General features: G+C 72.0%; 22 protein-coding genes and 2 tRNA genes. 13 read left to right on the plus strand and 11 right to left on the minus strand.

Features of this window, described 5'->3' with window-relative positions:
- The first annotated feature begins 71 nt into the window (after positions 1 to 71).
- A tRNA-Gln gene (locus AC3A3H_RS10785) sits at positions 72 to 143 on the plus strand.
- Positions 144 to 396: 253 nt separating this feature from the next.
- Here AC3A3H_RS10785 and AC3A3H_RS10790 read toward each other — a convergent pair.
- Positions 397 to 1269 (minus strand): hypothetical protein, encoded by an 873-nt coding sequence (locus tag AC3A3H_RS10790; protein WP_487614557.1) that lies wholly within the window; start codon positions 1267 to 1269, stop codon positions 397 to 399.
- Between the two features lie 190 nt (positions 1270 to 1459).
- On the opposite strand from AC3A3H_RS10790, the gene AC3A3H_RS10795 reads away from it, so the two are divergent.
- Positions 1460 to 1945, plus strand: coding sequence for a hypothetical protein (locus AC3A3H_RS10795; RefSeq protein ID WP_487614558.1), 486 nt, complete (start codon positions 1460 to 1462; stop codon positions 1943 to 1945).
- Positions 1946 to 1951: 6 nt separating this feature from the next.
- Here AC3A3H_RS10795 and AC3A3H_RS10800 read toward each other — a convergent pair whose 3' ends face one another.
- Positions 1952 to 2128: a hypothetical protein gene (locus AC3A3H_RS10800; protein WP_487614559.1), complete on the minus strand. Its 177-nt coding sequence runs from the start codon at positions 2126 to 2128 to the stop codon at positions 1952 to 1954.
- 92 nt (positions 2129 to 2220) lie between these two features.
- Positions 2221 to 2418: a hypothetical protein gene (locus tag AC3A3H_RS10805; protein WP_487614560.1), complete on the minus strand. Its 198-nt coding sequence runs from the start codon at positions 2416 to 2418 to the stop codon at positions 2221 to 2223.
- Between the two features lie 125 nt (positions 2419 to 2543).
- Here AC3A3H_RS10805 and AC3A3H_RS10810 point away from each other — a divergent pair, with 125 nt between their 5' ends.
- Complete coding sequence (locus AC3A3H_RS10810) at positions 2544 to 3824, plus strand: SufS family cysteine desulfurase (RefSeq protein ID WP_487614561.1); 1281 nt, start codon at positions 2544 to 2546, stop codon at positions 3822 to 3824.
- Positions 3821 to 4258, plus strand: coding sequence for a Fe-S cluster assembly sulfur transfer protein SufU (sufU, locus tag AC3A3H_RS10815; protein ID WP_487614562.1), 438 nt, complete (start codon positions 3821 to 3823; stop codon positions 4256 to 4258). The genes AC3A3H_RS10810 and sufU overlap by 4 nt, the downstream gene beginning before the upstream one ends.
- A gap of 13 nt (positions 4259 to 4271) precedes the next feature.
- Here the strand turns inward: sufU and AC3A3H_RS10820 are convergent, their stop codons facing one another.
- Complete coding sequence (locus tag AC3A3H_RS10820) at positions 4272 to 4553, minus strand: hypothetical protein (RefSeq protein ID WP_487614563.1); 282 nt, start codon at positions 4551 to 4553, stop codon at positions 4272 to 4274.
- Positions 4554 to 4682: 129 nt separating this feature from the next.
- The gene (locus AC3A3H_RS10825) at positions 4683 to 5651 is read right to left on the minus strand and encodes a Dyp-type peroxidase (RefSeq protein WP_487614564.1); all 969 of its coding nucleotides are present in this window, start codon (positions 5649 to 5651) and stop codon (positions 4683 to 4685) included.
- Positions 5652 to 6019: 368 nt separating this feature from the next.
- Between AC3A3H_RS10825 and AC3A3H_RS10830 the strand changes: the two genes are divergently transcribed.
- From AC3A3H_RS10830 to AC3A3H_RS10840, 3 genes are read left to right on the plus strand one after another with little or no spacing between them, the layout of a single operon-like run.
- Positions 6020 to 7339, plus strand: coding sequence for a quaternary amine ABC transporter ATP-binding protein (locus AC3A3H_RS10830; RefSeq protein ID WP_487614565.1), 1320 nt, complete (start codon positions 6020 to 6022; stop codon positions 7337 to 7339).
- The gene (locus AC3A3H_RS10835) at positions 7336 to 9051 is read left to right on the plus strand and encodes an ABC transporter permease/substrate binding protein (RefSeq protein WP_487614566.1); all 1716 of its coding nucleotides are present in this window, start codon (positions 7336 to 7338) and stop codon (positions 9049 to 9051) included. Before AC3A3H_RS10830 ends, AC3A3H_RS10835 begins: the two co-directional genes overlap by 4 nt.
- 43 nt (positions 9052 to 9094) lie before the next feature.
- Entirely contained in the window at positions 9095 to 9973 is an 879-nt protein-coding gene (locus AC3A3H_RS10840) for an alanyl-tRNA editing protein (RefSeq protein ID WP_487614567.1), read from the plus strand.
- 46 nt (positions 9974 to 10019) lie between these two features.
- Here AC3A3H_RS10840 and AC3A3H_RS10845 read toward each other — a convergent pair whose 3' ends face one another.
- The 3 genes from AC3A3H_RS10845 to AC3A3H_RS10855 form a co-directional block, all read right to left on the minus strand.
- On the minus strand, positions 10020 to 10823 hold the full coding sequence (locus AC3A3H_RS10845) for a nuclease-related domain-containing protein (RefSeq protein ID WP_487614568.1): 804 nt from the start codon (positions 10821 to 10823) through the stop codon (positions 10020 to 10022).
- A gap of 64 nt (positions 10824 to 10887) precedes the next feature.
- The gene (locus AC3A3H_RS10850; protein WP_487614569.1) at positions 10888 to 11151 is read right to left on the minus strand and encodes a hypothetical protein; all 264 of its coding nucleotides are present in this window, start codon (positions 11149 to 11151) and stop codon (positions 10888 to 10890) included.
- Positions 11152 to 11177: 26 nt separating this feature from the next.
- Positions 11178 to 11426, minus strand: a complete 249-nt coding sequence (locus tag AC3A3H_RS10855) for an SCO4226 family nickel-binding protein (RefSeq protein ID WP_487614570.1) — start codon at positions 11424 to 11426, stop codon at positions 11178 to 11180.
- Positions 11427 to 11562: 136 nt separating this feature from the next.
- On the opposite strand from AC3A3H_RS10855, the gene AC3A3H_RS10860 reads away from it, so the two are divergent.
- A complete protein-coding gene (locus AC3A3H_RS10860; RefSeq protein ID WP_487614571.1) occupies positions 11563 to 14382 on the plus strand; it encodes a helix-turn-helix transcriptional regulator in 2820 nt (939 codons plus the stop codon).
- Between the two features lie 34 nt (positions 14383 to 14416).
- A complete protein-coding gene (locus AC3A3H_RS10865; RefSeq protein WP_487614572.1) occupies positions 14417 to 14680 on the plus strand; it encodes a hypothetical protein in 264 nt (87 codons plus the stop codon).
- Here AC3A3H_RS10865 and AC3A3H_RS10870 read toward each other — a convergent pair whose 3' ends face one another.
- Together AC3A3H_RS10870 and AC3A3H_RS10875 are read right to left on the minus strand one after the other, a co-directional pair.
- Entirely contained in the window at positions 14681 to 16090 is a 1410-nt protein-coding gene (locus tag AC3A3H_RS10870) for a cryptochrome/photolyase family protein (RefSeq protein ID WP_487614573.1), read from the minus strand.
- Positions 16091 to 16145: 55 nt separating this feature from the next.
- Positions 16146 to 16784: an MBL fold metallo-hydrolase gene (locus tag AC3A3H_RS10875; RefSeq protein ID WP_487614574.1), complete on the minus strand. Its 639-nt coding sequence runs from the start codon at positions 16782 to 16784 to the stop codon at positions 16146 to 16148.
- Between the two features lie 85 nt (positions 16785 to 16869).
- Between AC3A3H_RS10875 and AC3A3H_RS10880 the strand changes: the two genes are divergently transcribed.
- The 3 genes from AC3A3H_RS10880 to AC3A3H_RS10890 all read left to right on the plus strand — a co-directional run bounded on the left by AC3A3H_RS10880 (position 16870) and on the right by AC3A3H_RS10890 (position 19394).
- Positions 16870 to 17784, plus strand: a complete 915-nt coding sequence (locus tag AC3A3H_RS10880; RefSeq protein ID WP_487614575.1) for a diacylglycerol kinase family protein — start codon at positions 16870 to 16872, stop codon at positions 17782 to 17784.
- Positions 17785 to 17865: 81 nt separating this feature from the next.
- Positions 17866 to 17938, plus strand: a tRNA-Glu gene (locus AC3A3H_RS10885).
- A gap of 280 nt (positions 17939 to 18218) precedes the next feature.
- Positions 18219 to 19394 carry a hypothetical protein gene (locus tag AC3A3H_RS10890; RefSeq protein WP_487614576.1) on the plus strand — a complete coding sequence of 392 codons (1176 nt, stop codon included), beginning with the start codon at positions 18219 to 18221 and terminating at the stop codon, positions 19392 to 19394.
- Positions 19395 to 19420: 26 nt separating this feature from the next.
- On the opposite strand, the gene AC3A3H_RS10895 is transcribed toward AC3A3H_RS10890, so the two are convergent.
- Complete coding sequence (locus AC3A3H_RS10895) at positions 19421 to 20113, minus strand: SMI1/KNR4 family protein (RefSeq protein ID WP_487614577.1); 693 nt, start codon at positions 20111 to 20113, stop codon at positions 19421 to 19423.
- Between the two features lie 189 nt (positions 20114 to 20302).
- Between AC3A3H_RS10895 and AC3A3H_RS10900 the strand changes: the two genes are divergently transcribed.
- Positions 20303 to 21106 (plus strand): MBL fold metallo-hydrolase, encoded by an 804-nt coding sequence (locus AC3A3H_RS10900; protein ID WP_487614578.1) that lies wholly within the window; start codon positions 20303 to 20305, stop codon positions 21104 to 21106.

Here is a 21106-nt window from a genome sequence, read left to right on the forward strand (position 1 = left end):
CCGCGTTTTGTGGAAGCGCCGGAGCATAGGCTATCGTTGTATCTCGTGCCCGGGTCACGGCCCGAAGCCCTTGGGGTATGGTGTAATTGGCAACACGGCTGATTCTGGTTCAGTTGTTCTTGGTTCGAGTCCAGGTACCCCAGCAGTAAGAATACGTCGAGACCCCGGTGAGAATCGCCGGGGTTTTGTTGTCTCACCAGACCGGTTTTTCCGAGTCAGTCCCCGGCTGATGTTCACCTGCCGGTAACCGCGGCGAGGCAGAATCATTCGACCGGGATAGCGGCACGGGGGTTCCGCACCTCGAAGGTCACTCCATGATGCGGGTGACGGTGCGGCCGATCTCATCCATAGGACGGGGTGAGACCGGCCGCACTTCTTTCTGTTCGGGGCGCCCTGCTAGCTCCCCAGCCCGACCCGGTCCACGCGCCGGTGGTACCGCATCCCGGCCACGCCGCCGAGCACCGCGCCGGCAAGGCTGACGATCGCCACGGCCACCGCGGTGATGATGCCGGTCAGGGTGACGCTGCCCTCATCGAGCGGGATGCGCGGGAAGCCGTTGATGCTGCTCAGGATGTTGTACTGGGCGCCGAGGATGAGCGTCAGCACCGCGACGACGATCGCGATGATGATCGCCCAGATCCAGACCGCCAGGCCCTGGCGGGCGCCGTCGAAACGGGCCATCCGGCCGGCGACGTAGCCGCCGCAGTAGTAGGCGACGAACGTGATCACGACGATCGCGATCGCGCCCGCGATGCCGATCGTCGCGGCGTTCTTGTCCGCGGCGTTCGCGGCGGCGTCGCTGCTGCCGCCGGTCGCCCCGAGCCCGACGGCCGCGCCCGCGGCGGCCACAAGGGCCGTCAGGAGGACCGCCATCCCGGTCGCGGTGAGCCAACCGAAGAACGCGGCGCCGAACTTCATGCCGCCGAACTCGCTGCGCTCGCGGGCCACCACGTTCTCGCGCAGGGTGCGGTTGCCGTCGACCAGGACGGCCTCATCCGTCTCCTCACGGCCGTCGCCGGGGTAGCGGGCCGCGCGCGGGTACTCGTCGACCGGCTCCTCGTCGAGGGAGCCGTCGGCTGCGGCGGGCCGCGCGGCCACCGGGGCCGCGGTGACGGGCTCGCCCGCCGCACGATGCGCGCCCACGGCCGGCGCGGCCGCCGTCGTGTCGTAGGCCTCCGCTCCATCCGGAGGGGTGTCGTACGCCCGGGTCTCGGGGGCATAGGCCCGACTCTCCGTCGGTTCGTCCGCTGGGGGCTTTCGGTCCGTCATCTGGTGCCTCCTCCACTCTCACCCGCCGCACGGCGGGCGTGTCGTCAGAACTGCCGGAGGGGACAGTAGCCGCGTCCCGGCCGAGGCGGAAGACACTTGATCCAGGCAGCGCGCGGGGGTATGCGCGAGCGTACAATCGGAGCACTTCGGCAGGTCAGCACCGGCGGGAGGCGCAGGAGGGAGGCGCCCGATGGGGTGGTTCGCTCGCACGCGCGGCCCCGGCTACGACCCGGCGGCGCTCCCCGAGGACGGCCTGAGCGCGCTGACCCTGCTGGCCGTGCTGGAGGAGGCGGTCACGCACCTGCCCGCGGCCGAGAGCCTCCTCGAACGGTGCGCCGTGGCGGGGGAGCCGGGCCACCCCGTGGGGATCCGGCCGGCCGACCGCCGCCTGGGCGCGGTGGAGGCACGGCAAGGGCTGCGGCTGCGGATCGCCTTCACCCGGCTGTCGCGCTGGGTCGACGGGATGCCGTGCGAGCCGGCGCAGGAGCCGTTGCGGGCGGACGCGTCCCGGCTGCTCCGGTTCTACCTCCTGATGGTCACCTATGCGCTGGACGCCGCGTTCACACCGCCGGCCCGGCAGCACATCGCCGTCCGCGGCGGGCGCGGCGGCGCGGCGAGACGCCTGGTCGAGCTGCGCGACCTGGCGCGCGTGGCCGCGGACGCGGCGACGGAGTAGGAACCGCTACGGCGACAGGTCTCCGCCCGGGGTCTGGTGCCCGGAAGTCTGGTGGACTCCGGACGGCTGGTGCTGGGCCGTGCCCGTCAGCGCGTCGAGCACCGCCGCCGAGCCGAAACCGAGCAGGGCTGCGCCGACCACCGACAGCAAGACGGCGGCCAGCACGGCCTGACGTCGATTCATGTTCCCCCCATGAGCCGCGCGCTGCCGCATCGACCCCCGATGCCGGCCCCGGGCGAGAATCCCGGGTGCGCGTGGTCAGGCTAGCAGGTCCGTCAGCGCCCGCGGCGTCTGCGCAGTCCGAACCCGATCAGCACGCCGCCGCCGATCGCGACGAGCACCCCCACGCCGCGGATCAGCCACTGCACCCCGCCGGTCGCCGCGTCGACCAGGAGCGGCCCGGCGAGCCCGACCACGACGAGCAGGACGCCGCCGATGAAGAACCACGGGGAGCCGTTCGTCCGTTCGACCATGATCCGAGCCTAGCGGCGACCCCCGGTCGTCACGCGGGGCGTCGCGCGGGCACCACGAGAGCGGTCGCGCGCGGTCCGTCACGCTCGGCGGGATTGCAGCGAAGCCCGGTAGCGTTAGGCACAGTATGCGCACCGACACCCTCGACCCGGTCCGGCTCCGCTCGGACTTCCCGATCCTCTCCCGAGAGGTGAACGGGCACCCCTTCGTCTATCTGGACTCCGGCGCCACGTCGCAGAAGCCCCGGCAGGTCCTGGACGCCGAACGCGACTTCGCGGAGCGGTACACCTCCGCCGTGCACCGGGGCGCCCACACCGTCGCCGGGGAGGCCACCGAGCTGTTCGAGGACGCCCGCGCCCGCGTCGCGCGCTTCGTCGGCGCCCGGCCCGAGCAGCTGGTCTGGACGTCGAACGCCACCGAGGGTCTCAACCTCCTCGCCTACGGGATGTCGAACGCGTCCGCCGGCCGCGGCGGGGCCGCCGCCGAGCGCTTCCGCGTCGGACCGGGCGACGAGCTCGTGGTCACCGAGGCCGAGCACCACGCCAACCTCATCCCGTGGCAGGAGCTCGCCGCGCGCACCGGGGCGACGCTGCGTGTCATCGGGCTGACCGACGACGGGCTGCTGCGCCTCGACCAGGCCGCGGAGCTGATCGGGCCGCGCACCAAGGTGGTCGCCTTCACGCACGTGTCCAACGTGCTCGGCGCGATCAACCCCGTCGCCGAGCTCGTCGCCCTGGCGCACGCCCACGGCGCGCTCGCCGTGCTGGACGCGTGCCAGTCCGTCCCGCACCTCGCCGTCGATCTCCCCGCGCTGGACGTCGACTTCGCCGTGTTCTCCGGGCACAAGATGCTCGGCCCGACCGGTGTCGGCGGGCTCTACGGCCGCACCGAGCTGCTCGACGCGCTGCCGCCGTTCCTGACCGGCGGCTCCATGATCACCACCGTGACGCTCGACCACGCCGAGTACCTGCCCGCGCCGCAGCGCTTCGAGGCCGGCACCCAGCGCGTGTCGCAGGCGGTCGCGCTGGCCGCAGCGGTCGACTACCTCGACGCGGTCGGGATGCCGGCGATCGAGGCCCACGAGGCCGAGCTGGGTGCGCGCATGCTCGCCGGGCTCGCGGCCATCCCCGGCGTGCGGGTCCTCGGCCCCGGCGCCGAGGTCGAGCGGGTCGGCCTCGCGAGCTTCGTCGTGGACGGCATCCACGCGCACGACGTCGGCCAGTTCCTCGACGACCGCGGCATCGCGGTGCGCGTCGGGCACCACTGCGCGCAACCGGTGCACCGGCGGTTCGGGGTCACGGCCTCCACGCGGATCAGCGCCTACCTCTACAACACGGCGGACGAGGTGGACGCCGCTGTCGCGGCCGTCACGGACGCCCAGGACTTCTTCTTAGGTGTCGACCGATGACCGATCTGCAGAACCTGTACCAGCAGGTGATCCTCGACCACGCGCGCGAGAAGCACGGCTACGGCCTGCGCCAGGACGCCGCGGCGAGCTCGCACCAGTACAACCCGACCTGCGGGGACGAGGTCACGGTCGGTGTGCACCCGGCCGCGGACGGCCGCATCCACGCCATCAGCTGGGAGGGCCACGGCTGCTCGATCTCGACCGCGTCGGCCTCCCTGCTGAGCGACCTGGTGCACGACGTCGACCGCGCCGAGCTCGCGGCGTCCATCGCGGCCTTCCGCGAGCTCATGCAGTCGAAGGGCGCGCTCGAGGGCGACGAGGAGGTGCTGGGCGACGCGGTCGCCCTCGCCGGGGTCTCGCGCTACGTGACGCGCGTGAAGTGCGCCATGCTGCCCTGGGTCGCCCTGGAGGACGCCCTCCTCAAGTCGGCGTGAGCCGCCGAGGGCGCTAGGGCACCGGTGCGAGGTCGGCCTCGTCGGCGATGGCCTCCAGAGCCGAGGGCAGCGTCTGGAAGGTCGTGCCGTAGACGAGTCCGGAGGGGCCCGCGGCCGTCCAGGTCTCCTGCTGCTTGCGCACCTTGCCCACCAGGTAGCGCTTGTGGCCGCCGAGCGCCTGCCGCTGCGCGATCGGGAGGGTCAGCGGGAACGCGTAGACGTCGCCGCGCGGGCTGACCACCAGCTCCCAGCGCGCGCGGCCCGGGTTGAACTTGCTCGTGAAGATGCGCGACATGATGGCCTTTTGTACCTCGCCGCCGCCACCGGTCGCCAGGAACATGACGACCTGTTGCGCTCGCGCACGTCACGCAGCGTCACACGGCCCTCACCCTCGCCGTCACCCGTGCCGTCACCCGACGGCCAGTCAGTCGCCGAGGCCCTCCAGGAAACCGCGGGTGGGGGCGAAGAACGTCGTCCCGGTGACGGCCGTCGAGAAGTCGAGGATGCGGTCGTGGCTGCCGGGCGGGTCGCCGATGAACATCCGCTCCAGCATCCGCTCGATCACCCAGAGCCCGCGCGAGTAGCCGATGAAGTAGGTGCCGAACTCGCCGTGGCCCGGCCGGCCGAACGGCATGTTGTCGCGCAGGATGTCGTGCTCGACGCCGTCCTCGTCGGTGATCGTGGTGAGCGTCTTGTGCGCCTTCTGGCCGTGCTCGACGTCCTCGAGCTCGATGTTCTCGACCTTCGTGCGGCCGATGACGTCCTCCTGCGACGACACCGGGAGGCGGCCCCACGCTCCTAGATCGTGCAGGTACTTCTGGATGACGATGTAGCTGCCTCCGGCGTACGCCGGGTCCTCGTCGCCGACGATCGCGGCGGCCGCCATGTCGCCGCCGGTCGGGTTCGCCGTGCCGTCCACGAAGCCCAGGAGGTCGCGGGCGTCGAAGTAGCGGAAGCCCACGACCTCGTCCACCACCGTCGCGGCGTCGCCGAGCGCGTCCAGCAGCTGCCGCTCGAACTCGAAGCAGAAGTCGCTGCGCTCGGCCCGGATGTGGAAGAGCAGGTCGCCCGGCGTGGCGACGGCCGTGTGGACGGCGCCGCGGATCTCGCGGAACGGGCGCAGCTCCTTCGGCGGTGCGGCGTCGGTCAGCCTGCCCCAGAACTCGGCGCCGATGCCGATGTTGCACGACAGGTGCGCGCTCAGATCCCGGAAGCCGACCGTCTTCACCAGGTCGGAGATGCCCGACACGACGTCCCGCGCGGCCGCGACGGCGTCGGGGGAGTCCGCGACCGTGACGACGAGGAAGACGGCGGCGCGCGAGAGCGGGGCGTCCACGCTCTGCGGCTCGATGGGGACACGCTGCCAGGAGTGATCGCCAGTGCTATTCGCCATGCGCTCACTCTGCCGGAATCGCGCGATCCGCGGTAGTCGCCGGGCGTGGCGGCACGGTTTCACCTGTCCTCGATTGGCGGACGCGGCGAAGGCACTGATAGCGTCGAAGGCGCCCCGGGGTGCCGAAAGCACGGCGAGCCGGAGGTGAACCAGCCCGCGATCCCGGGCCGTGCGGCCGCACCGGTGGCCCCGCTCACGGATCGTACGGTCGGCTGGCGTGGGCGCACCCCGATGGTCGCGCCAGCGACGGCGATTCGCGCGGAAGGCCCGCGCTCGAGTCGTGCTGCCGTCGCCGCACGCCGTCGGCCCGGGCGCGACCAGAGTGCGCGCAGTCACCAGACGCGAGCGCGCACCGCGGAGAGAGCACGTTGAGCAACACGATCGCCGTCGAGGCGAGGAACATCTTCAAAGTCTTCGGACGCAAGCCCCAGGAGGCCGTCCGCCGGCTCCGGCATGGCGCGGCCCGGAGCGAGGTCACCGGGCTCGGGACGGCCGCGGTCATCGACGCCGGCCTGACCGTCCGGCGCGGCGAGATCTTCGTCGTGATGGGCCTGTCCGGCTCGGGCAAGTCCACCCTCATCCGGCTGCTGAACGGCCTGCTGGAGCCCACCGCGGGCGAGGTGGAGGTCATGGGCACGACGATCACCGGCCTCCCCGCCGCGAAGCTCCGCGCGGTCCGGCAGCAGCACATCTCGATGGTGTTCCAGCACTTCGCCCTGCTGCCGCACCGGACGGTGCTCGACAACATCGCCTACGGGCTGGAGGTGCGCGGGATTCCGGCCGCCGAGCGCCGGGAGCGCGCGGCCGAGGTGCTGGAGCTCGTCGGCCTCGGCGGCTGGGGCGACGCATTCCCGAGCGAGCTCTCCGGCGGGATGCAGCAGCGCGTCGGACTCGGTCGCGCCCTGGCGGCGGACACCGATGTGCTGCTGATGGACGAGGCCTTCTCGGCGCTCGACCCGCTGATCCGCCGCGAGATGCAGGAGCAGCTGCTCGAACTGCAGAGCACGCTCGGGAAGACCATCGTGTTCATCACCCACGACCTCAACGAGGCGATGTTCCTCGGCGACCGGATCGCCGTGATGCGGGACGGCCGGATCGTCCAGACCGGGACGCCGGAGGAGATCCTCACCGACCCCGCGAACGACTACGTCGCCAGCTTCGTGCAGGACGTCGACCGCGCCCGCGTGCTCACGGCCGCGAGCGTGATGGAGCCGGCCCGCGCGCTGGTCACCGTCGCGGGCGGCCCGCGTGCCGCGATGCGCACCATGCGCGACCTCCAGACCTCCGCCGCATTCGTGGTCGGCCACGGTCGCCGCCTGCTCGGCGCCGTGCGCGACCGCGACGTCATGCGACAGGTCCGCGACGGGCAGGGCGACCTCGCCGAGGCGATCAGCGCGGACATCGCGACGGTGTCCAGGGACGAGGTGCTCAGCGAGCTGGTGGAGCCCGCGGTCGGCAGCGCCCTCCCGCTCGCCGTCGTGGACGACGAGCACCGGCTGCTGGGGGTGATCCCGCGGGTGACGCTGCTCGCGGCGCTCGGCAACGTCAGCAGCGACACCACCGAGATCCCCGTGGTGGTGGAGCCGCCCGCGACCGTGTCGGTCGACGCGATGACGCTGGCCCTGCGGGAGACCGCCGGGAGCGATGCCGTGCCGGATGCCGCCCGCGACGCGGAGGTGGTCGCGTGAACACCGCACACCTGATCCCGCTCGGCGAGTGGGCGACCGCTGTCGTCGATTTCGTCACGAGCACCTTCGGCGGCGTTTTCAACGTCATCCGCGTTGTCTTCACGGGGATGTACGAGGGCGTCGACTGGGTGCTGCAGACGCCGCCGTTCTGGGGCGTCATCCTGATCGTCGCGATCCTCGCGGTCTGGCTGCGCGGTTGGGTGTTCGGCGCCGGCGCGGTGCTGGGGCTCCTGCTGATCGCGGGGATCGGCCAGTGGCCCAACGCGATGGACACACTGGCGCTCGTGCTGGTCTCCTCGGCCATCGCGATCGCGCTCAGCGTGCCGCTGGGCATCCTCGCCGCCCGGTCGCGGACCGCGTCGGCGATCATCCGGCCGGTGCTCGACTTCATGCAGACCATGCCGGCCTTCGTGTACCTGATCCCGGCGCTCATCCTGTTCCGCGTCGGTGTGGTGCCCGGCATGGTGGCGACCATCGTCTTCGCGATGGCGCCGGGCGTGCGGCTCACCGAACTCGGCATCCGCGGCGTCGACACGGAGCTGGTGGAGGCCGGCCGGGCGTTCGGCTCGCCGCCGCGGCGCATCCTGCGCCAGATCCAGCTCCCGCTGGCCATGCCGTCGATCCTGGCCGGCGTCAACCAGGTGATCATGCTGTCGCTCTCCATGGTCGTCATCGCCGGCATGGTCGGCGGCGGGGGCCTCGGCCGCGACATCGTGCAGGCGCTCAGCCGGGTGGATGTCGGGCTCGGCTTCGAGGCGGGCATCGCCGTCGTCATCCTGGCGATCGTGCTCGACCGGCTCACCGCCGCGGTCGGCACGGCCCGGCTGCGGATGCCGAAGCGCGCGCTCGCGGTGCTCGGCGCCGCCCTGCTCGTCGTGATCGGCGGCACGGCCGTGACCGCGGCCTCCACCGCGGGCGCCGACAAGGGCCACGTGACGGTCGCCGTGTTCAACGGGTGGCCGGAGGGCGAGGCGGCGTCGTATCTGTGGAAGCACGTGCTCGAGCGCGAGGGCTACCAGGTGGACTTCGCGTACGCCGACGCCGGCCCCGCGTTCGCCGGGCTCAGCACCGGCGACTACGACGTGGCGTTCGACGGCTGGCTGCCGACGACCCACGCGCAGTACCTGAAGACCTACGGCGCGCACCTCACCGATCTGGGCGCCTGGAACGACGAGGCGAAGCTGACCATCGCGGTCAACAAGGACGCACCGATCGACTCGCTCGACCAGCTCGCGTCCCACGCCTCCGACTTCGGCGACCGCCTGGTCGGCATCGAGCCGGGCGCGGGCCTCACCGAGGCGGCGCAGAAGAAGGTCATCCCGGAGTACGGACTGGGGAAGATGAACTTCGTGACATCCTCCACGCCGGCGATGCTCGCCGAGCTCTCCAGCGCGATGAAGAAGCACGACGACATCGCCGTGACGCTGTGGCGGCCGCACTGGGCGTACGACCAGTGGGACCTGAAGGACCTCGAGGACCCGAAGAACACGCTGGGCGCGGCGGAGTCGATCCACTCGATCGCGAGCACGGACTTCCCGAAGCGGCTCCCCGAGGTCGCGAACTGGGTGAAGAAGTTCCGGATGAAGTCGGACCTGCTCTACTCGCTCGAGAACGCGATGTTCAACGGCAAGGCGGACTCCAGCCAGTACGACCGCATCGTGGAGCAGTGGATGGATGCCCACTCCGCCTACGTGGACTCGCTCACGAAGTAGCAGCCCACGTCGTCGCCGATGGAGGGTCATCTACGCTGGACGGATGACCCTCCCCGCCGCCGACACCGTCGTCACCTACCCCGACGGCGACCTCGCCTCGACCGGAACCGTGCTGCACGTCGAGCCCCTGGCCGACGGCCGCAGCGCGGTGATCCTCGACCGCACCGCCTTCCACCCGGTCGACCCGGTCTGGCCCGACCAGCCCGCGGACACCGGCACACTCACGGTCGACGGCCGTGCGGTGCCCGTCGTCGGGGCGGTCGTCGGCGCGACCGATGGGACGACCCTGCACGTCGGCGACGCCCCGGTGCGCACCGGGACCGACGGCTGGTCCTTCGTCGTCTGCCACCTGGTGGAAGAGGCGACCGGCGTCGAGCCCGGCGGCGCCGCCACCGTCGAGGTCGACGCGGAGACCCGCCGCGCCCTCTCCACCGGTCACACGGCCTGCCATCTGGCGTCCCTCGCCCTCGACGAGGCGCTGGCCGGCCTCTGGACGAAGGAGGTCCTGCTCGACGGCCGCGGACAGCCCGCGTTCGACCAGCTCGCCATCGCCTCCTCGCGGATCCTCCCGGACGGCTCGGTGGACGAGTACCGCATCGGCAAGAGCCTCCGGAAGAAGGGCTTCGCCGCCGCCGAGCTGCCGGAGGCGCTCGCCGCGGTGACGGACGCCGCCAACGCCCGGCTCGAGGGCTGGGCGCAGGCCGGGGCCGCGCTCGCCATCTCGATCGAGCGCGACGGCGACGGGCTGGGGGAGCGCCGGCGCTGGCGGGCGGAGCTGCCGGACGGCGTGGTCGAGATCCCGTGCGGCGGCACGCACCTGCGCTCGCTCGCGGACGTCACCGCCATCCGCGTGGAGCTCGCCTACGACCCCGAGGCGGCGTCCCTCACCATGCGCACGAGCGCGGTCCGCGTCAGCGACTGAGCACCGGGCTAGCGGCCGCGTAGCGGGCTACCGGCCGAGCGGCGGGCTACCGGCCGAGCAGCGGGAGGAGCGGGAGCGCGACGGCGACGAGGCCGAGCCCGATCGCGACGCCCCAGCCGGCACGCACGAGCTGCGCGTTCCTGACCTCGCGTTCGATGCGCGCGAACCGCTCCACCGTGTCGGCGGGCGAGTCCACCGGACGCCAGGTCGCCGGATCGTCGAACAGCCGCGCTGCGGCGGCGGCGGTGGCAGCATCCAGGACGGCCGGCCGCCGCAGCAGCCACCGCACCAGACCCTCGGCCCGCAGCACCAGCACCCGGCGGGGCTGCTGCCGGACGGTGACCTCCTTCGTCCCCACCAATGCCACCACGGCCGTCACCGGCGCCTCGATGCCCGCCTGCGCGAGCACACCGCGCACGCGGGACGCCTCCAGGTCCGAGTTGCGCAGGTAGGGCTGCTTCTGGCCGGCGACCAGGACCGCGCGCTCGCCCACCCACACCCGCTGACCGCGATGGTGCTTGGTGTTGACGACGAACACACCGGGCGGCCCGACCACGATGTGGTCGACGTCCGCGACGGCTCCGGAGGCGTCCGGCCGGGTGCCGACCGGGATCGCGTGGAAGGCGCTCCAGCCGTCAGGGAGCCGGTCGAGGAGCGTGCCCACCTCTCGCTCGCCGAGCGCGCCGGCGAACCAGGGCTCGGTCTCCGCGTCGATCGGACGCGCCCCGAGCGCCCGGGCGAGGGCCGAACGCGGCGGCGACTGCGTGTGCAGGCGCACCACCTGCTCCATGACCGCGGCCCCCGGGGCACGGTCGCGCATGCGCGTCGTGCGCCGTCCGTCGTCGTTCATCCCTGCCAGCGTAGGCAGGACGACGGGCGCGCCCCAGTCCCCAGTGAGGGACGACCGCCGCGGCCTACCCCTGGCCGGGTGCCCCCTCGCCGCGGGGCGCGTCGGCCTCGTCCGCGCGCTCGGGGTCCTGTCCGCCGGCGCTCAGGTCGTCGTCGGGCAGGCGTTCCCGGAGCGAGTCGTTCCGGTCGGCGATCTCCTCCAGCGCGTCCTCCGGCGTCTCACCGAGTCCGGAGACCGCGTCCTGAAGCTCGTGCGCCCGGGTCTCCGCCGTTTGCCGGGTCTCCGCTGTCTCGCGGGACTGCGGCGCCTCCTCGTGTGGGTCCGTCATGCGGCGCACTGTACGCCCCAGCTGCCTCAGACCACGATGTCGACGGCGTAGACCTGCTCGGTGGGATGCCCGGTCTTCTCGTGCACGCGCATCACCGCCTCCTTCGACGGTCCGGTGGACAAGCAGAACACCTTGCCGCTCTCGGGGTCGAGCCAGGCGCTCTCGAAGTGCACGCCCTCCTCGCCCTCGACCGCCAGGTCGGCGGCGTGCGCCTCGGCGAGCTGCTCCTTCGTGACCCCGACGAATCCGTCGTGCACGTCCATGAATCGAGCCATGACCGGCTCCTCTCCTCGTGGGCGGGGACGGTCGCCCCGCACTGCACGCCAGTGTTCCCGCGCCTCAGGTACCGCGGCATCGGTCATCCGACCGATCCCGGTGCTGCGCGCGGGCGTGCGGCGCTATGCTTCGCGCATGGATGCGGGTCCGGCATCGTACCGGGGCGCCGAACGCGTGTGCCCGGTGTTCGTGGGCAGGGACGACCTGCTCGCGCTGGCGCGCCGCCGCCAGGCCGCGGCACTGGACGGCCGCGGCGGCCTGCTGCTCATCGCGGGCGAGGCCGGCATCGGCAAATCGCGACTGCTGGAGGAGGTCGTCGCCCTCAGCACCCTCCGCCGGGTCCACGCCGACGCGTACGCGGACGACCGCGAGACGCCGGGGATGCTGATGCTGGGCGTCGCCGCGTCCCTCGCCGAGGCGGGGGACGGTCCAGCCGCCGAGCGGATCAGGGGACTGGTGCTGCACGGCGACGCGGCGGGGGCCGACGCGGATCCCGCAGCGCGATCGACCCGGCGCCGGCTGCTGGTCGCGGAGCTGGCCGCCACGCTCGGCACCGCGCTCCGTCTCCCGACCATCCTCGCCCTGGAGGACGTGCACTGGGCGGACCAGCTCGGGCTCGACGTCCTCCGCCGGGTGGCGGCGGCGGTCCGCGAGCGGCCGAGCATGGTCGTCGCCACCTTCCGCACGGAGGACCTGGAGGTGGCGGCGGAGGCCACTGCGTGGCGGCTCGACCTGGTGGGGCACCGGCTGGCCGAGGAGGTGCGGCCGGGGCGCCTCGACCCCGACGGCGTCGCACGCATGCTGGTCGCCATCCGGGGGATCGAGCCGTCGGCCGAGGAGGCCGGGCGACTGCACGCGGTGAGCGACGGGATCCCGCTGCACGTGGAGGAGCTGCTCGCCGAGGGCTCGGACGGCGCGCCGGAGACCGTGGCGGCGGCGGTGCTGTCGCGCACCCGGGGCCTGGCGCCTGCGTCGGCAGCGGTGCTCGAGGCGGCGGCCGTGATCGGGCGCGAGTTCGACACGCGGATGCTGGCAGTGGTCGTCGGCGACGAGCTGGACCGCTCGGCGCGCGACACGGCCCTCGACGACCTCGTCGGGCAGCACTTCCTGGTCCGCACGGCGGTCGGCTCGTGCGACTTCCGGCACGCCCTCATCCGCGACGCGGTGTACTCCGCCGTGCCGTCCGCGCGCCGGCGCACCATGCACGGTCGCGTCCTCGAGGCCGGCGCCGGCCTGTCGGACGCGCTGCTCTCGGTGCACGCCGAGCGAGCAGGGCGTGCGCGGGAGGCGTACGGTCTCGCCCGGCGGGCGGCCGAGCGCGCATCGACGCTCTCCGCGCACCGCGAAGCCGCGGACCTCTACCGCCGCGCGCAGCGGACCATGCCGCTCGGCCTAGACGGCAGCACCCGCGCCGACCTCCTGCGGGGGCTGGGGAGCGAGCTCGCCGCCGTGGACGCCAACCGGGAGGCCGAGGCCGAGTTCTCCCGCGCGATCGACCTCTACCGGGCAGCGGGCGCCGACCGGGAGGCCGCGGCGGTGGCGCCGGCTCTGGTCGCGGCGCGGCACCTCCTGGGAGCGGACTACCCGGCGCGGGTGGCCGTCCTCCGGGCTGCGCTCGGCTGGATCGACGGCGACGACGGTGCGGAGGCCGTCCAGGTGCGCGGCCGGCTGCTCGCCGCGCAGGCTGCGGCAGCCATGCTCGAACGGCGGCTGGACGAGTCCAGACGGCTCGCGGTCGAGGCGGGCGCGCTCCTGACCGGTGAGGGCGATCGGCTGGATGTCGACGTCACGCTCGGCTCGGTGCTGGCGTTCGCAGGCGAGGGGGAGACCGCCTGGGACCTGCTGCGCCGTGCGGCGGAGGAGGGCGCGGCGCACGGCCGCGAGGGGTCGGCCGCCCGCGCGTATCGGATGCTCGGCTCCTCCGCGTCGGTCCTGCTGCAGTACGAACGCGGCGCTGCGTGGCTGGCGGACGGGATCGCCTACGCGGAGCGCATCGAACGCTGGAACGACGCACACTATCTCACCGCGCACCTGGCGCACGTCCGCTGGGCCACGGGCGACCTCCGCGCCGCTGCCGAGCTCGCCGGCCACGCGCTCGCGGACGGCCACGGCGGGATCACGACCGAGGTCACCGCCCTGCACGTGCTCGGCTACTGCGCGCTGTCGTCCGGAGACCTCGCCCGGGCGAAGGAGCTGCTGCGCCGGGCGGAGGAGATCGGCGAGCGCATGCAGGAGCTGCAGCGGCTCTCGCCCGCGCTCTGGGGGCTGGCCGAGACGGCGCTGCTGGAGGGTGATAACGAGGCGGCGACGCGGTACTGCGATCGCGCAGCAGAGGAGTCGCACCGCGTCGAGGACTCGGCCTACGTCTTCCCGTTCGCGGTCACCGGGGTCCGGGCCCTCCTCGCCGCGGGCGATGCCGCCGGCGCCCGCGGCTGGCTGGAGCGGGTCACCGCCCTCGTCGAACGCCGGCGCATCCCCGGGACGGAGTTCGCGCTCCAGCATGCGGCCGGCGTCCTCGCGCTGCGCGAGCGCCGGCCCTCCGAAGCCAGGGAGCTGTTCGCGTCGGCCTCCGCCGGCTGGGATGGGATCGGCCGCTGGTGGGAGGGCACGCAGGCGATCCTGGATCGTGCCGAGTGCGCCCGGCGCACGCGGAGTCCCGCGGAGGCCGCCGCCCTGGTGGCCGAGGCGCGCACGAGAGCGCACGGCTCAGTGCTGGAGCGCCGGACCGGCGAGCTGGCTGCGCGGCTGGCCGAGGGGGCCGAGCCCTCGACGCTCAGCGCGCGGGAGCAGGAGGTCGCCGCGCAGATCGCGGGAGGGGCGACCAACCGCGAGATCGCCGCCGCTCTACACATCGCGCCGAAGACCGTCTCGACGCACGTCGAGCACATCCTGGCGAAGCTCGGTGCGTCCCGGCGATCGGAGATCGCCGCCTGGGCGGCCGAGCGCGGGGCTTGACGGCGGTCCTGCCCGCCGGTCTACGATGCCGCTCATGGCTCAGATCGAAACCGGGATCGTCTCCTACACGCTGTCCTCCGACTATTACGCGCAGGTCGGCGCCGACTTCGACACCGAGGCCGTGGACGACGCCATCCTCGCCGAGCTGAACCGCAAGCTGCCGGCGGGGATCGTCGTGGAGCGCAGCGGCAAGGTCCTGGCAGACGAAGAGCTGGCCGACGTCGCGCGCGGGCTCGACTGGCCAGCGCTGCTGCGGGAGATCGACGTGGATCAGATCCTCGCCGATCACGCGCGCTGATCACGCGCGCTGAGCCGACGCCCGCTTGACGGCGTCGTAGGCGGCGAGCGCCGCCCGCCGGGACTCGGCCAGGTCGACGATCGGCTGCGGGTAGGCGTCGGTGTCCCACTCGGGCGCCCACCGCCGCACGTAGTCGCCGTGCCGGTCGAACTTCGTGCGCTGCAGTTCCGGGTTGAACACCCGGAAGTACGGCGCGGCGTCGGCTCCGGAGCCGGCGACCCACTGCCAGTTGAACGGGTTGCTGGCGGGGTCGGCGTCCACCAGGGTGTCCCAGAACCACTGCTCGCCGTGCCGCCAGTCGATCAGCAGGTTCTTGGTGAGGAACGACGCGACGACCATCCGCACCCGGTTGTGCATGACTCCGGTTCTCCACAGTTCCCGCATTCCAGCGTCCACCAGTGGGACGCCGGTGCGACCCTGTTGCCAGGCGAGCAGCACGGACGGCTGCAGGCGGGGCCAGGGGAAGGAGTCGTATTCGCGATGGATGTTGACGGTGGCGAGCTCGGGGTGCTCGAAGAGCGTGTGATAGGCGAACTCGCGCCAGCCGAGCTCGGCGAGGAAGGTCGCGGCGCCTTCGGCGACGGCGCCGCTGGGGGCGCGGCTGCGGTCGCGCTCCGCCGTGACCGCGTGCCAGACCTGGTGCGGGCTGAGCTCACCCCAGCGCAGGCGCGGGGACAGCCGGGACGTGCCGGCCACGCCGGGGACGTCCCGGTCGTCGCGGTAGCGGGCGAGACCGTCTGCGGCGAACCGGTCGAGGTCGTCGTGCGCCGCCCGTTCGCCGGGCTCCCAGGTGTCGCGGAGGCCGTCCGCCCAGTCGGGGCCGGTGGGCAGGAGGCCGAGGTCGTCGATCGCGAGACCGTCCACGGCAGGCGGCTGGACGAGCCGCTCCGGGGCGGCGAGCGGCCTCCGCGGCGCGGGCGCCGACCGGCATGCCCGCCAGAACGGGGTGAACACAGAGAAGGGCGTGCCGGAGCCGGTGCGGATGGTCCAGGGCTCGAAGAGCAGGCTCGCACCGAAGCTCTCCACCTCGATCCCGGCCTCCCGTGCCGAGGCCTTCACCGCGGTGTCGATCCGCCGCTCCGCGCCGCCATAGCGGCGGTTCCAGAACAGTGCCTGCGCGTCGACGTCGGCGACCAGCGCGGCGACCTCGCGCTCCGCGCCGCCGCGCCGCACGACGAGTCGGGAGCCGCGCGCCCGGAGCTCGGCGTCGAGCGCGGTGAGGCTGTGGTGCAGCCACCACCGCGCGGCGCCGCCCGGTGGCCGCAGGCCGGGGGACCGGTCGTCCCAGACGTACACGCAGACCACCGGCCGGCCGGTGCGCGCGGCGGCGTCGAGGGCGGGGTTGTCGGCCACCCGGAGGTCGTCGCGGAACCAGACGACCGCCGGGCGGGAGGCTGCGGCCCGCGTCACAGGGGTGCGCTCGCGGCTCGGCCGTTCGCGCCTCGGGCCCTCGGGCGCCGGTCGCTCACAGGTCCAGGGAGTCGCCCGGCTCGAGCGCGAAGAACTCGCCGCCGTTCTGCTCGGTCGCCCACGCGATCCGCGAGTTCGACAGGTCCTTGCCCGCTCGCGACAGCACCATCTCGTGGGTGGAGAAGCTGCGCTTCGGCTTCGTCGCGAGCACGTAGTCGATCGTCTCCGCGACCTTCATCCACGGCGCTCCCGCGGGCACCGCCAGCACGTCGAGCTCGACGCCCTCCGGGATGACGAACGAGTCGCCCGCGTAGTACAGCTCGTCGTTGACCAGCACGCCCAGGTTGTCGACCACGGGGATGCTCTCGTGGATGACGGCGTGGCGTCCGCCGAAGAAGCGAAGCGTGAACGGGCCGGCCTCCACGGTGTCGCCCGCGTGCACCACCGTGATGTCGAAGTCCGCCGCCGCCCTGGCCACGCCCTCCGGCGCGAAGATCGGCACGTCAGCATTCAGTTCGAGGACCCGGTTCAGCTGCTCGGGAGTCCAGTGGTCGGCGTGCTCGTGCGTGATCACGACGGCCGCGGTGTTCGCGGTGTCCGTCAGCGGCGACGTGAAGGAGCCCGGGTCGATGAAGAGCTTCTTCCCGGAATCCTCGAGGAGCAGCGCTGCGTGTTCGAACTTCGTCAGTCTCATGCGTCCATCATCCTCCACGGCCGGCGGCCCTCGGTCCGGTCGTGTCGCGCGGCCGCGGACGGCCGTTGTGCCATAGTCGTGGTCTATGCCTGTCACCCCTCGGACCGTCGTCGTCGCGGTGAACCCGTTGGCGTCCTTCGGGCGACGCCGCGACGTCGGGCCGCGCGTCGTCGAGCGGCTGCGCGCCGCCGGCCACACGGTGGTCCCGGTGTACGAGGCCAACTTCGAGCTGCTGCGCCGGGAGACGGCCCGCGCCGTCGAAGCCGGCGCCGACGCGCTCGTGGTCGTCGGGGGAGACGGGATGGCGAATCTCGGCATCAACATCGTCGCGCAGACCCCGGTGCCGCTGGGGATCGTCCCGAGCGGGACGGGCAACGACCTCGCCGACGGGCTCGGCATCCCCACCGACGACGCCGAAGCCGCGATCGACCGGCTCCTGGAGGCGCTGGGGCGCCCGCCGCGCACCATCGACGCCGGACTGGTCCGGCACGGCGAGCAGCACGCCGAGCTCAGCACCTGGTTCGGCTGCGTGCTCTCCGCGGGCTTCGACGCGACCGTGAACGAGCGCGCCAACCGGATGACCCGCCCGCGCGGCCGCAGCCGCTACATTTTCGCCCTGCTGCGCGAGCTGGCCGTGCTGCACGCCCGCCCGTACCGGATCGTCGCCGACGGCGAGCCGATCGTCACGGAGGCGATGCTGGTGTCGGTCGCCAACAACCGCTCGCTCGGCGGCGGAATGCGCATCGTCCCGCACGCCGACCTCGCCGACGGCCGCCTCGATCTCTTCGTGGTGACGAGGATGTCGCGCCCGCGCTTCCTCCGGCTGTTCCCGAAGGTGTTCCGCGGCGAGCACACCGGCCTTCCCGAGGTCTCGTTCCGCAGCCTCAGCACGGTGCGGATCGAGGCGGAGGGCGTCGTCGCATACGCCGACGGCGAGCGCATCGGCCCCCTCCCCGTCGAGGTCGCGGTCGTGCCGGGCGCGGTCCGCGTCCTCGCCTGACGGCCCCACGACACTCCCGGGCCGACTGCCCCGTTTTGGCGGTAGCCCACGATCTGTGGCATTATCGATGAGTTGCAAGACGGCCCCATCGTTTAGCGGCCTAGGACGTCGCCCTCTCACGGCGGTAACGCGGGTTCAAATCCCGCTGGGGTCACAATCGCCCGCTTCCCTTGATTTTCAAGGGAAGCGGGCATTTTTCTTGGTCGATAGTCGGTGGCGTGAACCGGGTTCGTGGCAACGCTTCGGCAACATTCGATTTCATAGCAGTGTCATCCAGAGCGATCGAAACAGCGTCTAGGTCATCCTCGAAGAGGTCGGCCGTAGACATCCGCGGTGATGCTGGCCAACGCGGCAACTCCGAGAATCCGCGGCAGGCGAATCACCCCCAGATCGTGGGGCGGTTACGCATCGCGTCCGTCGTTATGGTGTGAGGCATGCCCCGCATCGTGGACGTCGTCGAGACCACCTTCGATACCGATTTCGCCATTCTGTCCGCGTATCAGTCGACCGGTCCGGATTCCGATGTCGGAACCTTCGCGCTGACCACACACGGCGCTCTTTCTGCGTCGTGCGGTACCAAGTACGCACGAGTGCACGTGCGCGCTGAGAGATGGGACTCCCGGCCGCCGGTCGCTGAGAACTGGGAGGACGCCGACGAACTCCCGTTCGTCGAGGTGCCAGACGGCGGGCCCATGGAGATCGCAGGCTTCGACCCCTCGAGCGCCAGGCTCGACGTCACCGGTGTCGGCAACGCCCGTGTGCAGGTCTACGCGACCGGACGTCACCGCTATTACTACGGCGACGACGTCCTGGGCGACGCCCTCCCACCGGAGCAGTGGCTGCTGCGCTTCTTTCCGACGGATGGCGACCCAGATCCGCTCGCAGGCGGACCGCGCCGCCTCGCCGGCGAGGGTGCCCTCTACAGGAACGCTCCAGACCCTTGGAGCGCGGCCCTTCGCGCTGTGGAGGTCAGCGGCTGGTATGAGGTGCTCTGGCCCTCTGCCGTGTTTCAATCCGTTCGGTCTGCGCTCTGGTCGGCGGGAGGGCCGACCTCAGAGGACGAACTCGCTCGCCTCATGGTGCGCAGGAGAGCGCCATTCGAACGGGGAGGCGCGGACGCGCTGGACCAAGTGATCCCGCCGTCTCGCGATGAGCCCGACCAGCTGGCAGAACTGACCGGTCGAGCCACACCGCTGACCGCCGGAGAAGCCCTCGATGCAATGCTCGACCTGGGTCTGCTGGTCAGTGAGGAAAGGACCGGCGTTCAGCTCCTCATCCCCAATCCGGCGCCAGAGCCGGCTTGGGTACGACGTGCACGGGAAGGGCATGACCCCGACAGCATCCGCAGAATTCGACTGAACACTCTGCGTCACCTCCACGGATTGCTCGCCACAGATCTGAGTCGTGCGCTCCGCTGGGCCGGTGTGCAGGGGCTGCGGTCGACTCCTCGAAAACTTGCGCTACGTCTGGCGACGACCGTCGACGAAGTTCGCGGCGCGCTCCGCTACCTCATCGTGTCGGGTTACGCGATCGCCGACACCGATATCGGCTTCGAAACGGTCCTCGAAGCAGACCAGGCCGTCTGGATTCGTCATCGCCTGGCTGCGTGATGCGGGGCACTCAGACTGCGGATGATTCACGGCGTCGTTTCGGGGGCGTCTCTCCACTCGGCGGGCCAGTGTGGAGCATCGATCGGGGTTTCGACCGGGATGTGCTCTACCTCCCAGCCCTCGCGCGCATAGAAAGCGGACAGAAACGCTCTGCTTCGGTCGCGCCAGTCGCGGGCGCCTCGCATCCAGGCCGCTGCATCATCCGTCGACGTCTTGCTGAAGTCCGGAGGAATCGGGCGGGTAATCAGACCTGTCCGGGCTAGCGCCGCTGTCGCTCGAAACATCGATGCGATGGAGGGGGCGCATACGAATGGCGGATCCGTCAGTTCCACGTTGATCAACAGTGCCGGTCTATCCGCGACCAACTCAATTGCCGCGCGCGACCAACCGGATTGCGCGAGCGGTAGCCAGTGGGAACTCCACGCGAAGCCGTTTCCAGCTTGGTTGAAGTTGTATTTCGCAATGATTTGGTCGACTGACAAGAGTGGACCGCAATCCAATGTCGGCCACCAGGAGCTCTGGTCCTGTCCGTTCGCGAGACGTAGATAGAGAAGCAGATCAGGGGGGACGTGGAGCGGCGCCACCGCGTCCATCAATCGGGCGATTTCCTGCTCGCCTGCCGGGGGGTTCAGAGTGGCCAGTAGGCCCGGGTCTGCCTCGGCCAACGCAGTGGTGACGTCGCCCCATGCGGTCGTCAAATCTGCTTCAGGGTCGCCCATGTTGTTACTCTAAGCGCCCCGTGAATTGGGCGAGAGGCGCCGCGCAGCTGAGTCGAAGTCGGATCGTGACCTGCGCCGCCGTCGACTTTGTGAGCAGGCGAGGGAGGGGGCACCGCGTGTTTGAAGCGGGCTTTTTTCTTGCCCCCCGCGACCCCCGCTCCGACACGACCGTCTGCTACCGTCGCCAGCATGCTGAAGCCGGTCGCCCAGGGTGTGCGTGTCCATCAGAGCGAGTTCTGCCAGACCAACACCGTCGTGGTCGACGGCGACGCGGGTGCGCTGCTGGTCGACCCGGGGATCCTGGACGGGGAGCTCGCCGACATCGCGGCGGACCTGCGCGCGGCGGGGCAGCCGGTCGCGGCCGGGTTCGCCACGCACCCGCACTGGGATCACGTGCTCTGGCATCCCGCGTTCGGCGCGGCGCCCCGCTTCGCAACTGCGGCGGCCGCCGGCGCGATCCGGGCCTTCCTGTCGAACGACGGCTGGCGGGAGCGGCTGGCCCCGATGATCCCGGCGGACATTGTCGAGCGGGTGCCGCTCACCCTTTTCGGCGAGCTCACCGCCCTCCCGGACGGCGCCGAGTGGATCCCGTGGGACGGGCCGCGCGTCCGGGTCGTCGAGCACCGGGCGCACGCGGCGGGCCATGCCGCGCTGCTGATCGAGGAGCGCGGCGTCCTGGTCGCAGGCGACCTGCTCTCCGACGTGCTCGTCCCGCTCGTGGACCACAGCGCGGCGGACCCGATCGAGGACTACCTCGCCGCCCTGACGCTCGTCGAGGGCATCGCGGACGGCGTGGAGGCGGTCATCCCGGGTCACGGCTCCGTTACGGGAGCCGACGGCCTCCGGGAGCGCATCGAGCTCGACCGCGCGTACCTGCTCGCCCTGCGCGCCGGCGAGCATCCCGCGGACGACCCGCGGCTCGGTCCCGACGCCACGTACGACTGGGTGGCCGGCGTGCACGAACGGCAGGCGGCGCTGCTCGCCCAGCGCTGA

This window comes from Leifsonia sp. Soil_N53 (assembly GCF_057655165.1).

Coding starts and splice junctions, on each gene's coding strand:
- AC3A3H_RS10790 (WP_487614557.1), bottom strand. CDS start 1,269: ATGACGGACCGAAAGCCCCCAGCGGACGAACCGACGGAGAGTCGGGCC.
- AC3A3H_RS10795 (WP_487614558.1), top strand. CDS start 1,460: ATGGGGTGGTTCGCTCGCACGCGCGGCCCCGGCTACGACCCGGCGGCG.
- AC3A3H_RS10800 (WP_487614559.1), bottom strand. CDS start 2,128: ATGAATCGACGTCAGGCCGTGCTGGCCGCCGTCTTGCTGTCGGTGGTC.
- AC3A3H_RS10805 (WP_487614560.1), bottom strand. CDS start 2,418: ATGGTCGAACGGACGAACGGCTCCCCGTGGTTCTTCATCGGCGGCGTC.
- AC3A3H_RS10810 (WP_487614561.1), top strand. CDS start 2,544: ATGCGCACCGACACCCTCGACCCGGTCCGGCTCCGCTCGGACTTCCCG.
- sufU (WP_487614562.1), top strand. CDS start 3,821: ATGACCGATCTGCAGAACCTGTACCAGCAGGTGATCCTCGACCACGCG.
- AC3A3H_RS10820 (WP_487614563.1), bottom strand. CDS start 4,553: ATGTCGCGCATCTTCACGAGCAAGTTCAACCCGGGCCGCGCGCGCTGG.
- AC3A3H_RS10825 (WP_487614564.1), bottom strand. CDS start 5,651: ATGGCGAATAGCACTGGCGATCACTCCTGGCAGCGTGTCCCCATCGAG.
- AC3A3H_RS10840 (WP_487614567.1), top strand. CDS start 9,095: ATGACCCTCCCCGCCGCCGACACCGTCGTCACCTACCCCGACGGCGAC.
- AC3A3H_RS10845 (WP_487614568.1), bottom strand. CDS start 10,823: ATGAACGACGACGGACGGCGCACGACGCGCATGCGCGACCGTGCCCCG.
- AC3A3H_RS10850 (WP_487614569.1), bottom strand. CDS start 11,151: ATGACGGACCCACACGAGGAGGCGCCGCAGTCCCGCGAGACAGCGGAG.
- AC3A3H_RS10855 (WP_487614570.1), bottom strand. CDS start 11,426: ATGGCTCGATTCATGGACGTGCACGACGGATTCGTCGGGGTCACGAAG.
- AC3A3H_RS10860 (WP_487614571.1), top strand. CDS start 11,563: ATGGATGCGGGTCCGGCATCGTACCGGGGCGCCGAACGCGTGTGCCCG.
- AC3A3H_RS10865 (WP_487614572.1), top strand. CDS start 14,417: ATGGCTCAGATCGAAACCGGGATCGTCTCCTACACGCTGTCCTCCGAC.
- AC3A3H_RS10875 (WP_487614574.1), bottom strand. CDS start 16,784: ATGAGACTGACGAAGTTCGAACACGCAGCGCTGCTCCTCGAGGATTCC.
- AC3A3H_RS10880 (WP_487614575.1), top strand. CDS start 16,870: ATGCCTGTCACCCCTCGGACCGTCGTCGTCGCGGTGAACCCGTTGGCG.
- AC3A3H_RS10890 (WP_487614576.1), top strand. CDS start 18,219: ATGCCCCGCATCGTGGACGTCGTCGAGACCACCTTCGATACCGATTTC.
- AC3A3H_RS10895 (WP_487614577.1), bottom strand. CDS start 20,113: ATGGGCGACCCTGAAGCAGATTTGACGACCGCATGGGGCGACGTCACC.
- AC3A3H_RS10900 (WP_487614578.1), top strand. CDS start 20,303: ATGCTGAAGCCGGTCGCCCAGGGTGTGCGTGTCCATCAGAGCGAGTTC.